General features: G+C 40.1%; 14 protein-coding genes and 1 tRNA gene. 4 read left to right on the forward strand and 11 right to left on the reverse strand.

What is annotated here, in order from left to right; translation table 11 throughout:
* Positions 1–52: 52 nt before the first annotated feature.
* Positions 53–166: a helix-turn-helix domain-containing protein gene (locus AC6IZ0_RS06565; RefSeq protein WP_280802073.1), complete on the reverse strand. Its 114-nt coding sequence runs from the start codon at positions 164–166 to the stop codon at positions 53–55.
* 209 nt (positions 167–375) lie between these two features.
* Between AC6IZ0_RS06565 and AC6IZ0_RS06570 the strand changes: the two genes are divergently transcribed.
* Positions 376–1128: an HAD family hydrolase gene (locus AC6IZ0_RS06570; RefSeq protein WP_497725501.1), complete on the forward strand. Its 753-nt coding sequence runs from the start codon at positions 376–378 to the stop codon at positions 1126–1128.
* Between the two features lie 43 nt (positions 1129–1171).
* Positions 1172–1244, forward strand: a tRNA-Ala gene (locus AC6IZ0_RS06575).
* Positions 1245–1600: 356 nt separating this feature from the next.
* Here the strand turns inward: AC6IZ0_RS06575 and AC6IZ0_RS06580 are convergent.
* From AC6IZ0_RS06580 to AC6IZ0_RS06605, 6 genes are all read right to left on the reverse strand, one after another.
* Entirely contained in the window at positions 1601–4090 is a 2490-nt protein-coding gene (locus tag AC6IZ0_RS06580) for a S8 family peptidase (RefSeq protein WP_497725502.1), read from the reverse strand.
* Positions 4091–4109: 19 nt separating this feature from the next.
* Complete coding sequence (locus AC6IZ0_RS06585) at positions 4110–5120, reverse strand: AAA family ATPase (protein WP_497725503.1); 1011 nt, start codon at positions 5118–5120, stop codon at positions 4110–4112.
* Positions 5121–5282: 162 nt separating this feature from the next.
* Positions 5283–6164, reverse strand: a complete 882-nt coding sequence (locus tag AC6IZ0_RS06590) for a type I restriction enzyme endonuclease domain-containing protein (RefSeq protein ID WP_497726012.1) — start codon at positions 6162–6164, stop codon at positions 5283–5285.
* 167 nt (positions 6165–6331) lie between these two features.
* Positions 6332–6667: a XisI protein gene (locus AC6IZ0_RS06595; RefSeq protein WP_271733403.1), complete on the reverse strand. Its 336-nt coding sequence runs from the start codon at positions 6665–6667 to the stop codon at positions 6332–6334.
* The gene (locus AC6IZ0_RS06600; RefSeq protein WP_497725504.1) at positions 6655–7071 is read right to left on the reverse strand and encodes a XisH family protein; all 417 of its coding nucleotides are present in this window, start codon (positions 7069–7071) and stop codon (positions 6655–6657) included. Before AC6IZ0_RS06600 ends, AC6IZ0_RS06595 begins: the two co-directional genes overlap by 13 nt.
* A 267-nt stretch (positions 7072–7338) precedes the next feature.
* Entirely contained in the window at positions 7339–7443 is a 105-nt protein-coding gene (locus AC6IZ0_RS06605) for an N-6 DNA methylase (protein ID WP_497725505.1), read from the reverse strand.
* Positions 7444–7728: 285 nt separating this feature from the next.
* On the opposite strand from AC6IZ0_RS06605, the gene AC6IZ0_RS06610 reads away from it, so the two are divergent.
* Entirely contained in the window at positions 7729–8625 is an 897-nt protein-coding gene (locus AC6IZ0_RS06610) for a peptidoglycan recognition protein family protein (RefSeq protein WP_497725506.1), read from the forward strand.
* 121 nt (positions 8626–8746) lie between these two features.
* Here the strand turns inward: AC6IZ0_RS06610 and AC6IZ0_RS06615 are convergent, their stop codons facing one another.
* The 3 genes from AC6IZ0_RS06615 to ribBA all read right to left on the reverse strand — a co-directional run bounded on the left by AC6IZ0_RS06615 (position 8747) and on the right by ribBA (position 11740).
* A complete protein-coding gene (locus AC6IZ0_RS06615) occupies positions 8747–9148 on the reverse strand; it encodes a lipase family protein (RefSeq protein WP_497725507.1) in 402 nt (133 codons plus the stop codon).
* Between the two features lie 26 nt (positions 9149–9174).
* Positions 9175–9513, reverse strand: a complete 339-nt coding sequence (locus tag AC6IZ0_RS06620) for a hypothetical protein (RefSeq protein WP_497725509.1) — start codon at positions 9511–9513, stop codon at positions 9175–9177.
* A gap of 457 nt (positions 9514–9970) precedes the next feature.
* Positions 9971–11740, reverse strand: coding sequence for a bifunctional 3,4-dihydroxy-2-butanone-4-phosphate synthase/GTP cyclohydrolase II (gene ribBA / locus AC6IZ0_RS06625; RefSeq protein WP_497725510.1), 1770 nt, complete (start codon positions 11738–11740; stop codon positions 9971–9973).
* 326 nt (positions 11741–12066) lie between these two features.
* On the opposite strand from ribBA, the gene argC reads away from it, so the two are divergent.
* The gene (gene argC, locus AC6IZ0_RS06630) at positions 12067–13125 is read left to right on the forward strand and encodes an N-acetyl-gamma-glutamyl-phosphate reductase (protein ID WP_497725511.1); all 1059 of its coding nucleotides are present in this window, start codon (positions 12067–12069) and stop codon (positions 13123–13125) included.
* 32 nt (positions 13126–13157) lie between these two features.
* On the opposite strand, the gene eno is transcribed toward argC, so the two are convergent.
* The gene (gene eno / locus AC6IZ0_RS06635) at positions 13158–14447 is read right to left on the reverse strand and encodes a phosphopyruvate hydratase (protein ID WP_497725512.1); all 1290 of its coding nucleotides are present in this window, start codon (positions 14445–14447) and stop codon (positions 13158–13160) included.
* Between the last annotated feature and the right edge of the window lie 290 nt (positions 14448–14737).

The following is a 14737-nucleotide window of genomic DNA, read 5'->3' on the forward strand; positions in this document are numbered from 1 at the left end:
CCCCTGTCTAAAGCACGAAGTACGCAACTGCGTTGCTGCTTCTCAGGGGCTTTCACGCTCCCGCCAAGTTCCGGTAAACCCGTCGATGGGTTTCTAACCATTCTTCAAATATTGCTATTTGTTGTTGAGTTGGTTTGAGCTTAAATTCGTAAGTCAGATTAAACACTTGCATCACCTCGTATTAAAATTATACATTAAAGCTAATATTTTTACAGACGATTTTTAGGAATGCGACCCAAGTCCCTAGCGCACTACACCCCCATAGTTAGAAACCAGGGGCACTGTGCGCGTTTTTTGGTAGCCATACCAAAAAACGCGCACAATAGATAATAATAATTGGCAGGACTTTGCATCTCCAGGGCTTGGCATAACAAGATGAGTTTAAAGGCAGTTTTATTTGATTTTAAGAGTGTGATTATTAATCATGAGCAGATTCACTCACAATTAATAGATGAAATTCTCATCCAAGAAAATCTCCAACCCCAGAAGCTGGGTGAATACCAGGCTTTATACCGCAGGAGCGATCGCACTTATTTACAAGAGTTGCTCAGTTCTCGTGGTAGGGTGGTTAGTCAGGAGTATGTCAACAAACTCCTACACCAGAAAGCCCAAGCCTATGTCCAGCAACTGGAAAACATCTCAGAACTGCCTTTATATCCAGGTGTGCTAAATTTTATTAACCAGGTGCGATCGCTCGGTATTTCCCCTGATGATTGCCAAACTGTCAAACTCGCCTTAATCAGTGGTGCAATTCGCCAGGAAATAGAACTAGTATTAGAACGCGCTTTGCTGTCGGAGTATTTCTCTGTTATTATCGCCGATGATGACCTGAGCGCCACCCAGTCTCAACCCGATGCTTATCTGCTGGCTGTGGAACGTCTCAATCAATTATACCCTGATTTCCATCTCCAACCCGCTGAATGTCTAGCAGTTGAAGGCACTCCCGTGGGTGTCGCAGCGGCTAAACAAGCCCACATACAAGTACTTGGGGTGGCTCATAACTACCCATTCCATATGCTCCAGCGTCGCTGTAACTGGACTGTGGATTATTTGTATGACTTAGAATTAGAACGAGTCCAGGAAGTTTTTTTACAAAAAGATATCAAACTTACCGCCCCTGGGTGCTAAAATTATGATATGTATGTGAGGGTTTTTTACTCTCCACTCCCTTGGGGAATTAGCTCAGTTGGTAGAGTGCTGCGATCGCACCGCAGAGGTCAGGGGTTCGAGTCTCCTATTCTCCATTGTTGTACATTGCTGTACGTTCTCACATTAAATGTCGCTTTTCGCTTAATGTCGCGGTGTTTTTTTTCAGAGTCAATTTAATTATTCTCAGTTTTCGCTTAATGTCGCATGAACTTAACATTGACTATACAACACAATAAATTATTGCTCTAAGGGCATTATTTGATTATTGATATGTGTTTGATCACAGCACTCCTTTCAACCCTCCCATGAACATTTCTATTTTGCAACCATTGTAATGGTTAATGCAAGTCAATTCTAGTTCTCTTTCAACCCACCCCTAGTCGGGATGGTTGTTGAAACCATTTTCAAATGTATTTACTTTTTACGACATTAATTTTCAGCTTTTTAGTATTTAAACCCTTGCTCGGTTTCTTTCTCTTAAATCAATCTCATCAACCTTTAGTTTTAGACGATTATATAAATTAACTTGAGGATCGGAATGACTAATACTAACGACTAAAGCATAACGCTGGATTTCAATTTCATCTGGATTTGCCCATTTACGATTACAACTTACCACTAATATCATGTTTCCTTGATCATATTTTGTGGACTGCGGGAAAATTTGTACTTGTCCTCTTTGTACTGTCCCCTTTTTACGAATATTAGAACGTGGAGAAAATTTGACTTCAATGCCATCACCATATTTTTTCTTTAGCTTTGTCTTTGTATTTTCTACAGAATCATCAGATGAATTATTTTTACTAGCAGCTTCTTTACTAGCAGCTTCATAAGCATTTATAACAACTTCAGGATCAATTCCTTTGAAAAGATCAAATTCCATCGTTACTCCTAGATATGAGTCGCCACGAGTAGGACGAGTTGGAGGATCAAATGCCAAGGTAACTGATAATGTTCGAGTACCTTTTATATCAAAAAATTCCTGTGGTAATTGGGGAATTTCATAAATATGAAACTTGCCTACTGGAATATCAATATTATCTTCTGATAGAACAACATAGTTTTCAGCAGAATACATTGCACGTTCTAAATCAGTCTGTCCATAGCCATAGATTTGTAGCTGCTTTTTAATTTTTTGAGATTTTGTACCATTACTAAATTCATCTGGAATTTCTTTGGGAAGCACCGCAGAGTTAACAATCAAAGCTCGAATGAGGTTAGAACTTGCATTTGGATATTTTGTGAAGAGTTGAGCAGCAATGTTAGCTACACGAGGCGCTGCAAAACTTGTACCACTACAGATGTGAAATAAAGAACTTTGGAAATTTTTGGAGAAAGTAACAACAGAAACTCCAGCGACATTATCTCCTAATTGACTAACTTTAGGCAAATCTAAACCTTCTCGATAACTGAGGTCTAATGCTAAATCTCCGCCAAAATCTACAACATCCGGCTTAATCATTCCATCTACTCCAAAACCAGTTCTGGTAAAGGGTGAAGGGTATCCTGGTAATTTTGCGATCGCCTGACGACGCACATCCGCAGGTTCTGTCATACTACCACGTCCATAAGATAAAGAACCTACAGTTAGTGCGATCGCAGAAGTTGCTGGATCAATAATTCGAGCATTCTTATTCAGTAAATAATTTGGGTATTCAGTTCGTAATTTTTCATACTCTAACTCCTCATGATAAGAATTTCCTGCTGAAATCACAAAAATAATATTTTTGTTTTGGTAGTGATAAGCAATTTCATCTATCTTTGCTGCTAATCGAAACTGCTTCATTCCATCTATATAAAATTTTTCGTAATCACCCAGGGAGATATTGATAACTTTACAATTAGGGTAATTATCAACAAAAGCCTTAATTGCTCGATCAAGCTGAGTTTCTAAGAGAAGATCCTCATAATACTTACAATCTTCATCTGTTACACGAGCAGAAAATAACCAAGCTGTTGGATCAAAACAAAGTTTTTTAATGCAATTTTCAACATCTCCATAGATAGCAATACCAGCAACACTTGTACCATGTCCATTTACATCTTCTGCACCACCTTTTATTAATTGCTGTCCTGGATCTGGAAATACATCAGCTTCCCCAAGTACAGGAGCAATTAATGGATGACCACTCTGTACACCTGAGTCAATCACAAGAATGCCGGAATTCTTTTCAGGTGGAGAAATAACTTCAGGAAAATTGGAAATTGGTAAATTATAATCGGTAGTTCTCTCAAATGCAGGTTGGGGAGGACGATCAATTTCTTTAACAGTTTCTAACTCCAGTAAAAACTCTAAAACTTCGTAAGTAACCTTAATTCTGGCAATACACAAATATTCTCCAACGTAGCTATCACTCATTCTCATAGGAGTAGTATCGCTGGAAAAGTATTCTAGCGTTTCGGCAATATGTTCTAAAGATGCTTTCATTTCTTTGCGATCGCCTGTGTGCCAAAGTTCCAAATCTAAAGCTGCAAGTTCACCTGGTTGTACAGGCTTTAATTCTAACAGACGACCAATGCGATCTTCTCTTTCAAGAGGGACTAAATCATCAATTGCTCCTAAATATGAATATTCTGGTCCTTCGGTGATTTGACTGTAATTTTCTAAACGTTTCCTAAATTCTTTTAATTCCAGATCAGAGGAGAAGACAACTATGGCTTTATCAGGTTCAAATGCTAGGATATCTAATCCTGTCTGATTAACTAGATCGTCTGAAAGTTTTTGATGAGCTTTTATCTTAAAAATTAATTTTGGGTCAAGACGAAAAGGGTTACTTTTTTGCTTTGTAGACTCACTCAGTCCAGAAAGTTGATCTAATAAATGTCTACCATGTTCAACGGGATTAGTGCGTTTTCCACCACCAAAGCCAGGTTTCTGTCTTCGAGGTAATTCGATATTAATAATTCTTGGCAATTTAAGGTGTTCAAAGTGACTTACCATGAGGATTTGGCGTAGATGATTATTGTGAGTTTGCTATTATACTTTGCCTTTCTAAAAAGCGTCCTATCGCAACTTCTAAATCATCAGCCCTCAAGGTACGCTCCCCCCGTAGAATTACCGCTTTAATGGCATCAGAACAAATACGTTCTATATCTGCTCCAGTGGCATTTTCTAGCCGTTCTGCAAAAGTAGATAGATTTATATTAGTATAACGAATACCGGACAGATAACGGCTTAAAATAGCCGTGCGTAATTCCAGGGTTGGGTTGTCAAATAAAATCACCTCGTCAAATCTTCGCCAAACTGCACTGTCTAATAGTTTTTCGTGATTAGTCGCCGCAACAAATATACTTTGATTAGTTGCATTATCAATAAGTTGTAACAAGCTATTAACTAGACGTTTGACTTCACCATGTTCGTTTAAGTTATCTCGATCACGAGCGATCGCATCAAATTCATCGAATAAAACCAGCCATTCCCCTTGTTCAATGTAAGTAAAAATTTTCTGAAGATTAGTAGCTGTTTCACCTAAGTAAGAAGAAAATACTGCTGTTAGGTTAACGTACACAAGGGGTAGACTCAAGACACTAGAGAGAACTTTTGCCGTTTGGGTTTTGCCACAACCAGGTAGACCACAAAAGAGTAGTTTGTTTTTGGGCTTGAGGTTATAAGCTGCAAGGATATCTTGCTTACGGTTTTCGAGAACGATTCCTTGCAGGATATCAAATATTTTTTCACTGAGGACGATGTGATCCCATGTCAAGTCAAATCGCTTGACATCCAGTAAAGCTAGTCCAGTGTCTTTGTCTTTGGGTGGTTCAGGAAATGATTTGGTGGGAGCTAAGTTAGATGATAGGGGTTTGGTATGGCCATTGCCATTGTGCAACAGTTTTTCCAAATCTCTAGCCAGCAGGATGTGATTTTTGTTTCTTTCTTCTTGAATCAGTTCTTGTGCCGCAGCTAAAAACTCTTCTCTTTCGTTGCGAGAGAAGCTTTTGAAGAGTTTTCTGAGAATTTCACCGCGTGCCATATTTTAGAACTGGAAATTGGATATTTTGTCTACACTTGTATGTATAGATCAATTGTACTAAATAAGGGTCTAAAAAACAAAACCCGCTATTATAGCACCAAGATATTATATTTGCCTCCAAAAACCAATTACATTCAAAGATGTATACATATCAAGACCTTATCAAGCTGCATAAGGATGATGATTAGCACTTACATACTGCTGATAGACATGGAGAAATACCACATTACTTAAATTATCCACATCACTATCATCATAGGTTTCTACAGGTAAACCCGTTTCATCACTGTAGAGATAATCACGAATAAAATTTTTAATTGTGGCTTTTGTGGATTCTTTATCTCGCCAGTTTTCTAATTTTTGTAATTTTAATTTCACTTTTTCAATTAATGATTTAGCAATGTCTTTAATACGATTTCTGGTTTTAGGATCTAAATTGTTTTTAGCATCACAAAGTAAATCAAAAACAGCTAGATATTCTTCAGTTAAACCTTCACGGACTGCGCGGGTATCCTCTACTGATAAATCTTGCACCAGTTTTAACAATTCCTCAAAAGTCTGTTCAATAGTTACTCTGTCCGTTTCTCGGTTGTATTCTTGAATAATTTGTTGATAACGGGCGTAATAATCCATCCGTGAGGAATTTTGTTTTAACATTCTTTGTAGTTGTTTCTCTATGGCTTCTTTCAGGCTTTGTACAGAAGTGTTTTTAGTGGGAGATTTTGTAAATTCAACTTTTAAAACATCAAAATTAATCTGACTAATATCATACTCTTTTCCTGAAGCTGCACCAGGAACACGGGAAGTATCAACATTAATTAATTCACTAAGTACATTTTTTTGTAAGTAAGAAAGCACAGCATTAATATCAACAGATATTTTATTTTGTTCCTGTAAATGTTGATATACAGCTTCTATGGCATTATATTTAGGTTGATAGGGTGCGGTTAATTGGGGTTCAGTTATTAAGGCTTTTTTCTTCTGGAAAACTTCCCTAGCTAAGACATAGAAACGGGCGCGGGACTCATCGTTAGTACATACAATGAGAAGTTGGGGATCTTATTTTCCACATTGCTAAAATATGGTTTATGATATATTTACCCTGCTGTTTGCGAAGTCTCAAGTTCCGCTTGGGATACGCCTAAAAGTAATCCTGGTGAGGATATATTACAGGGATAGCAAAGGTGGGCTTTAATATTTAGGTTTAATATTTACCCCACTGCATAATCTGTAAATTGGCGTTTAAATGGGGAATGAAAACCGATAACTATATCTTGTTTGGGAATACCTAATTTTACTAAATCTTCTCCTATTTCGTTTTCTGTACCGTTGTGTTGTACCCAAATTTTACCATCTTTGATATCGAGATGTACAATACAGCCATAAACACGACGTTGATTTTTCCAACCAACATGGACAAGTTGATAATGATGATTTTGGGTATCAGAAATTAGTTGAGTTTCTATTTCTTGATCTTGGCTAGAATAGGCTGCATATTCTTGTAGAAGTTGTTGAATTATTTGTTTATATTTGGTTAGTTTATCCATTCGATAATATCCTCCGTTTCCGGTTGATAAGTAATCAGTTTTAGTTGATATCTTTTAATAATATTTTGTACCAGTCGTATGGTAAAGAAAGAGGTATAGGTATCAATGGGAACTGCTAGATAAAGTGTACGATCTGCTTCTTGTTCAGATAATGCTAACCTATAGTTGATAAATTGACCTAAAGCGGTGTGAAATTCAGAAATTGCGGATGTATTAAAAAAACTTTTAATTTCTACAGCAATTTTTTGATTTTCTATCTCTGCTGCTAAAATTTTATCTGCACCTAAATCTATATACATATCTCCTAACTCGAAACTCACTGTATAAGGATCATGTGTGATTTTCCATCCTTGTTTTTGTAGTCCGTTTTTGACTGCATTGTGAAATCTATCTCTTGCTGGCATAAACTAATTATATTATAACTTAATTATTTCTACACGGTTATTTTTCCATTCATCAGGCGTGGTAGCATTAAATCACGGGCTTATTTAAGTTTTTGGTTTTGATCTATAGGACTCCTATTTGATTTCTGAACAATTTCTCTTCCCTGTTCGGTGTGTTCCCTTTCCTCACTGATAATTTCTCAACTCAAATAGGATGACTATAATAGCTTGTGCACTAATATCCTAGAAGATAAAACTTTTTGATCAAATTGATGTCTTATATTTTTATTAGGTACAAGTATTGGAACTGCGATCAGGTTCAATAATATTTACAATCAGCCGCACTAGAGAAGGTGGTGTAAAAAATTCTCCCCCTTCCTGCGCTCTTGTCATGGCGAATTTGTTGAGAAAATATTCATAAATTCGCCCTAAGTTGGTCTGCTGCTTCCCATAAAGAAGATTCTAGTGAACTGATGTTAAGCATAAATGGTGAGTAACCGGTGAGTAACCGAGACATCCTCTGAGACTTCTATCTATATTGCCATGATTCCTATCATACTCAGAGGACTGGCTTGATTATTAACTAACTTTGACTTTTAAAAGGTCTCTCCAAATATAAAATCTACTGTACATTAAGAGATGAAAGATTAAATTGAGTTTTTTATCAGTACCATTACAATGAGGTTTAGAGACTGGACTACGCGAGTATTACTGATTTTCCTGATATTCACTACACTAACTATAGTGTTATCCCTAGGAATAATTACACAACGAGAAGGTAACAAAATCAACTCTAACCCACCAACAGCCGATGTGACTACAGACTGGGGCGAATATCCACAAGCACAATTACAATCCTCAAACACCTTAGAGGAAAAATTACAGGAAAAATCAACCGTAAATTTACCCCCACCTACTGTCACCAAGTCTGAAAATTCTAGTAGATACAGAACTACAGCAGCTTTTACCCAATATAGACCCAACTATGAAATCGCCCCAGTAGACCCCAGCAACTATGGCGATCGCTATTCTCATGATGTTAATGGCGTACCTGTGAACAATCAAGCCCTGATTGTCTTACATGAAACCGGTAATTCTGCTTCTAGTGCGGTTAACTTTTTTCAAAACCCCCATACAGATGAGAGTCTACAAGCTAGTTACCACGCTCTAATTAAACGGGATGGGACAATTATTTATTTAGTTCCCCCAAATAAACGAGCTTTTGGCGCGGGTAATTCGGTTTTTGAGAGTCCCAATGGTGCAGAAACCGTAACCACTAACCCTAGTTTACCACCCTCCGTCAATAATTTTGCTTATCATGTTTCCTTAGAAACCCCCCCGGAAGCTTGGGGTAAAAATTCTCTGCGGTCTCATAGTGGTTACACAGAGTTACAATATAATTCTCTGGCCTGGTTAATTGCTCAAAGTCAAGTTCCAGAGTACCGCATCACTACCCATGCTTATGTAGACCGTTCTGGAGAGAGAAGCGACCCCATTAGTTTTGATAGTAATCAATTTTTACGGTTACTTCATAGCTATCGGGAACTAATTCCCACCTATCAGGCTCAAAATTAAATTTTTGATTGATCATTGAATAAAAAAGGCTATAAATACTTGGGTGTGTTCCCTGTTCCCCGTTCCCTGTTCCCTGTTCCCTTAGATAAAAATTACCTATTGAAAAGTTATCAAACATCGTCTAAAGTAACTTTTCCAACCAGCGAATATAGCTACTAATAGAATGGTCTTTAATCCGAGCAGATAAGAAGTTTAATTTCCATCGAGAACTTAATCTTATTCTTTGCGGAGCATAAAAATAACCTTGCCACCAACGAGGTAGAGAAGGTACGATATCAAGACCGTAGATAAAGTGATGGGTTTGGGGGACACGTTTATCATAGGACTGATAGAACTTCTTATTACCTACTTTCGGTGCGCCAAAAGTATAGACTTCAATATCAGAGAGTATGGAATTAAAATTATATTGCAGATCAAGAGCGCAGATCGTAGCTAAAGCACCGCCTAAACTATGACCAGTGACAGTCAGACGAGAAACCTGATTAGTTTGAATATAGTTATGAAGTTGATATCTTACAGACAAATAAGCATTAGCAAAGCCCCGATGAATTAAATCCCAGAGTTTTTACTTGCAGAGTAGGGATAGATTTGTTGATATTCAGCAATAATTCCTTTCTCAATAACCCCTTGAAAAAACTCTTTTCTCTGCTTGCAGAAATTTAAATTGGTTTTCCAATCTAAGCGGGATTCACTGCCACGAAAGACTATAGTAGTCTCATGGGTATCACTTAAAATCGCCACTTGAGTATCAGTCGCCTCTATATTAATGAGATGTGGAGGTGAAGACCAGTTAGTAAAAAAACCCGAATTAGAAATCACCTCAAACTTGTGATAAATTTCTTGAGAAGCGAGTGCCATTTTCATGGCTTTAGAATTATTAATTTCCATAGGTGAGTAGTTACTTGATCAAAGTTTTCCGCAAGTGTTTAATATCTATTGACCACTTGACTTAATTGGCGTTAGAACATCAACTCTCAAACCCTGATTATGTCAAGTTTTTGTCATCTTATCACCTATTTAGCCCAGAAAATGCCAAGTAACAAAATAATTCTCTGGGTTTAGATGGTTGACAAATTACTCATATTATGTATTTAATATAATATTAAAAATTACTCCCACCATGCGATCGCACAGATCCTACAGGGGAACCAGAATATAGCAATCCTAAATGATTCATGAACAATTTCTGTTCCCTGTTCCCTGTTCCCTGTTCCCTTTCCTCACTCATAATTTCTCAAGTCAAATAGGATGACTATATATAGATAGCGATCGCACAATATACCGGAATAATACCAGCCGCCATAAGTACTAGGGAAATATCGGTATTAATTTATGTCATATCTTTTTAGGCTAAAGTAAAGCTGTAAATTTGCTGAGTTTCCAGGCGATCGCATATTGCCGAAGGTAGGGTATTAAAAGAGAAATTCTGACGGTCTAGCTTAACTTGCAAGTTACTTAAGGGGTCACTACCAGCAGAAATCAAAAATTCTAACTTATTCACGTAGGGTAAAGTAACTAAATTATCCAGGATTTGGAAAATTGCTTGTAAGTAAGGATGGCCATTTTGCCGATACCAATTACTATCAGCCACATTTGCTTGGTCAAAGCCCAAATGTACTGTTAAAGACGACTGAGCAAACAGCGCCAACCCCAGAGGGCGCGCTTCTTCCTGTAATAATAGATGATTTTGTTTAGCTAACAGTCGCAGTTGTTCTAAACGTTCATAGCGTTGAGTGAATAATTGTTGGTCATCTTTCCAACTAATTGCGACTGTGACCAAGTAAGTCTGTAACAGCATATGACCCAGCTTTTGGGCTTTAGTAGCTAGGTAATAGGAATTATAATCATTAGCCTCAATCAATAACGGTAAGCGGTCAACCACTTGTAACCCATAACCCTTGAGTCCCGCAATTTTCCGGGGATTATTAGTAATCAGGCGAATTTTCTTGATCCCCAAATCCATGAGCATTTGCGCCCCCATTCCATAATCCCGTAGGTCAGCGGGAAAACCCAGACGCTCGTTAGCTTCTACCGTATCCAGACCCATATCCTGTAAAGAATAGGCTTTGAGCTTATTAATTAAACCAATTCCCCGCCCTTCTTGTCGCAGGTAAACTACAACACCTTGACCAGCGGATTCAATCATTTTGAGTGCTGCTTTGAGCTGCATCCGACAGTCACAGCGTAAAGAACCCAAAGCATCACCGGTTAAACATTCCGAGTGCATCCGCACCATCACTGTTGCATCTGGGAAATTAGCGGGGTTACCCTTGACAATGGCCACGTGTTCTGTATTATCCAGAGTATGGCGATAGGCGTAAATATCAAACTGACCGAATTGGCTAGGCAGTTTAGTGACCACCTCACGGTATATTAGGCGATCGTGTTGGAGGCGATAACTAATTAAATCCGCAATACTAATAATTTTCAGATTATGCTTTTGGGCATAATCAATTAACTCCGGTAACCGCGCCATGGAACCGTCAGGGTTTTGAATTTCACAAATTACCCCAGCCGGATATAACCCCGCTAATCGAGATAAATCTACAGCTGCTTCGGTATGTCCCGCCCGTTTGAGTACACCCCCCATTTTGGCACGAATGGGGAAAATATGACCAGGGCGGCGTAAATCTGTAGGTTTAGTCCCTGGGTTGAGGGCCACTTGGATCGTGCGGGCGCGGTCTTCGGCGGAAATTCCGGTAGTAACACCTAGTTCTGGACCCGCATCAATACTAACTGTAAATGCTGTTTGGTTAGTATCTGTGATGTTGGTTACCATTAAGGGTAAGTCTAATTCGTCCAAGCGATCGCCTGTCATCGCCAGACAAATCAGCCCCCTAGCTTGCACCGCCATAAAATTAATCATATCTGGGGTAGCAAATTGGGCTGCACCAATTAAGTCGCCTTCATTTTCGCGATTTTCGTCATCTACTACCACAATGACACGACCTGCTTTTAAGTCTGCCAAAGCAGCATCAATGGAATCAAATTTAAAGGCTGGAGTTGAAGAGACAGCACCATCAATGTTGTCCCCGGTGGTCGGTACAACCGTGGGGGAGTCGTTCCCATTCAGGGGAGTAGAATCAGTCTTTCGTATAGGCTTAGGCTTTGACACAGAAAATTCCAGCTACCAAAAGTAAATTTTTCTTACAATTTCTTCCTTATAGATTGTAGCTTGTTTATTTGGATTACAACTAAATTGCCAGACTGATCACTTTTCCGGTAACACTTGGGAAGCGGAATACCGGGTAACGCTACTTAAATAAATATTGATCTGTGGTGATCTTTGGAGATAAATGTTGATTTTGTCTAGTAAAAGTGTAAAATCTTGCCACAACCCAGCATTGAGGGTAATTGGTGTATTGTTGTATGCCGTGCATTTTCTAGCTCATATTTGAGAATTAACCACCTTAACTAAAAACCGATGAGGATTTCATAATTATGGGTAATTTTAGACGCGTACCTGTGGGAATTGTTGGCGCGTCAGGTTATGGGGGAGTGCAACTAGTCAGATTACTGATGGAACATCCAGAAGTTGAACTAGTTTATTTAGGGGGTGAAACTAGTGCTGGTCGGTCTTTTGCAGACCTCTACCCCCATCTGGCTCATCTGGTTAACTTACCAATCGAACCAGTGGAACCAGATGTCATTGCTCACCGTTGTGAGGTAGTCTTTCTTTCCCTACCCAATGGCCTGGCTTATCAAATTGCGCCCCAATTGTGTGCTAAAGGATGTAAGGTACTGGATCTGAGTGCCGATTATCGATTTAGCGATTTAACCACTTATACTAATTGGTATGGCGGTCAGAGAACCGATGACACCATCGCCGCCACCGCAGTATATGGATTACCAGAACTTTACCGCGATCGCATTGCAGAAGCCCAGCTAGTGGGTTGTCCTGGTTGTTACCCCACTGCGAGCCTTTTAGCCCTCTCCCCCCTACTTAAACAAGGTCTCATCGTCCCTGAAAGCGCCATTATCGATGCTAAATCTGGCACATCAGGGGGAGGTAGACAGGGGAAAATTAACCTATTATTAGCTGAGGCGGATAACTCCCTGGGGGCTTATGGTGTTGTTAATCACCGCCACACCCCAGAAATTGAGCAGATTTGTAGTGATTTAGCCGGTCACGATGTCAAAGTTCAATTTACCCCCCACCTCATCCCCATGGTGCGGGGAATTTTAGCCACAGTATACGCCACACTCCGCGACCCTGGATTAGTGCGGGATGACCTGATTACCATCTATAAAGCCTTCTATCGTCACGCCCCCTGGGTGAAAGTCTGCGATAATGGTACTTATCCCCAAACTAAATGGGCTTGCGGTAGCAATCTTTGCTACATTGGCATAGAAGTTGACCCGCGCACTCGCCGAGTGATTGTCATGTCAGCCATTGACAACCTGATTAAAGGACAGGCGGGTCAAGCTATACAGTGTTTAAACTTAATGATGGGTTGGGATGAAACCTTGGGACTGCCCCAATTAGGATTTTATCCCTAATCTGGGACATGGGGAATTTATTTCCCCTCTCCCTACTTCGGCCCTAAACCTACAGTACCCGCATACACAGCGCGATCGCCCAATTCATCCTCAATCCGCAGCAAGCGATTATATTTCGCCACCCGTTCACTGCGACAGAGGGAACCGGTCTTAATTTGACCCGCACGGGTAGCCACAGCTAAATCCGCGATGGTAGTATCTTCAGTTTCCCCAGACCTATGGCTAATTACCGAGCGGAAACCGTTCCGAGTAGCTAAATCAATGGTTTCCAAAGTTTCCGTCAGGGAGCCAATTTGATTGAGTTTAATCAAAATAGAATTACCGGCTGTTAGCTCAATCCCCTTTTGTAAGCGGGTAGCATTGGTAACAAACAAATCATCACCCACCAACTGCACCTGAGAGCCTAACTTTTGGGTGAGTAATTGCCAATTCTGCCAGTCTTCCTCATGTAACCCATCTTCAATGGAGACAATAGGATATTCTGCCACTAATTGACCCAGGTAATCAATAAACTCAGCGGGAGCGTGGGGTTTACCATCATAAACATACTGTCCATTTTTGTAAAACTCACTGGCCGCTACATCCAGAGCCAAAGCCACTTCCTCCCCTGGTTTGTAACCAGCTTGTTTAATCGCCGCTACCAATAATTCTAAAGCTACCTGATTGGACTCTAGGTTAGGAGCAAAACCCCCCTCATCTCCCACACCAGTCAGTAAACCTTTGTCATCTAACACCTTGCTGAGAGTAGCAAACACCTCCGCACCCCAGCGCAAAGCTTCCCGGAAAGAAGACGCACCAATGGGGACAATCATAAACTCTTGAAAATCCACATTATTTGCAGCGTGTGCGCCCCCGTTAATCACATTCATTAAGGGTACAGGTAACAAATTCGCCAACGGTCCGCCTAAGTAGCGATAGAGGGGAATCCCCAAGGCCTCCGCCCCGGCTTTGGCTCCTGCCAAGGAAATGGCTAAAATTGCATTAGCCCCTAAATTGGCTTTGTTAGGGGAACCATCTGTAGCGAGCATCGTCCGGTCTAACAGTTCTTGGTTCAGCACATCCAAGCCTAGTAATTTGGGTGCTAATACCCGATTGGCATTTTCTACCGCTTTGAGTACCCCCTTACCACCATAGCGGCTTTTGTCCCCATCCCGCAGCTCGTGGGCTTCAAATGTCCCGGTGGAAGCACCACTGGGAACCTGAGCTACCCCCACAGCACCACCAGCTAGATGTACTTCCGCTTCCACTGTCGGCCTCCCCCGGGAATCGAGAATTTCCCGGGCTACAATGGCTTCAATTGCAGTATCAATAAATTTACTCATCCGTGCTTCATCCTTTTTGCTCAGTCTGTGGTCAGGGTTGAACTATTACAGTTTATTCATAACCCAATGGTTAGCATAAGGGGTACTGGGGCAAATTCCACCCAGATTAAACAAGATTTCCAATGTTGGCGCTGGGTGGGGCGATCGCTTTGCCCCCATTGTCTGATATCCTACTAAGTAGGATCAAGGATATGCTGGAATTTACCCCTTTCTTATTTTTTCGACTATGCAAGTCCAAAAACAATTTGTTGATGATTTCCTACAAGGCAAAGATAACACTTTTATTATCC

This window comes from Anabaenopsis sp. NIES-4685 (genome assembly GCF_059725405.1).

Coding starts and splice junctions, on each gene's coding strand:
- AC6IZ0_RS06600 (WP_497725504.1), bottom strand. CDS start 7,071: ATGCCAGCAAGAGATAGATTTCACAATGCAGTCAAAAACGGACTACAA.
- argC (WP_497725511.1), top strand. CDS start 12,067: ATGGGTAATTTTAGACGCGTACCTGTGGGAATTGTTGGCGCGTCAGGT.
- AC6IZ0_RS06585 (WP_497725503.1), bottom strand. CDS start 5,120: ATGGCACGCGGTGAAATTCTCAGAAAACTCTTCAAAAGCTTCTCTCGC.
- AC6IZ0_RS06580 (WP_497725502.1), bottom strand. CDS start 4,090: ATGGTAAGTCACTTTGAACACCTTAAATTGCCAAGAATTATTAATATC.
- AC6IZ0_RS06570 (WP_497725501.1), top strand. CDS start 376: ATGAGTTTAAAGGCAGTTTTATTTGATTTTAAGAGTGTGATTATTAAT.
- AC6IZ0_RS06595 (WP_271733403.1), bottom strand. CDS start 6,667: ATGGATAAACTAACCAAATATAAACAAATAATTCAACAACTTCTACAA.
- AC6IZ0_RS06610 (WP_497725506.1), top strand. CDS start 7,729: ATGAGGTTTAGAGACTGGACTACGCGAGTATTACTGATTTTCCTGATA.
- AC6IZ0_RS06605 (WP_497725505.1), bottom strand. CDS start 7,443: ATGACAAGAGCGCAGGAAGGGGGAGAATTTTTTACACCACCTTCTCTA.
- AC6IZ0_RS06620 (WP_497725509.1), bottom strand. CDS start 9,513: ATGGAAATTAATAATTCTAAAGCCATGAAAATGGCACTCGCTTCTCAA.
- eno (WP_497725512.1), bottom strand. CDS start 14,447: ATGAGTAAATTTATTGATACTGCAATTGAAGCCATTGTAGCCCGGGAA.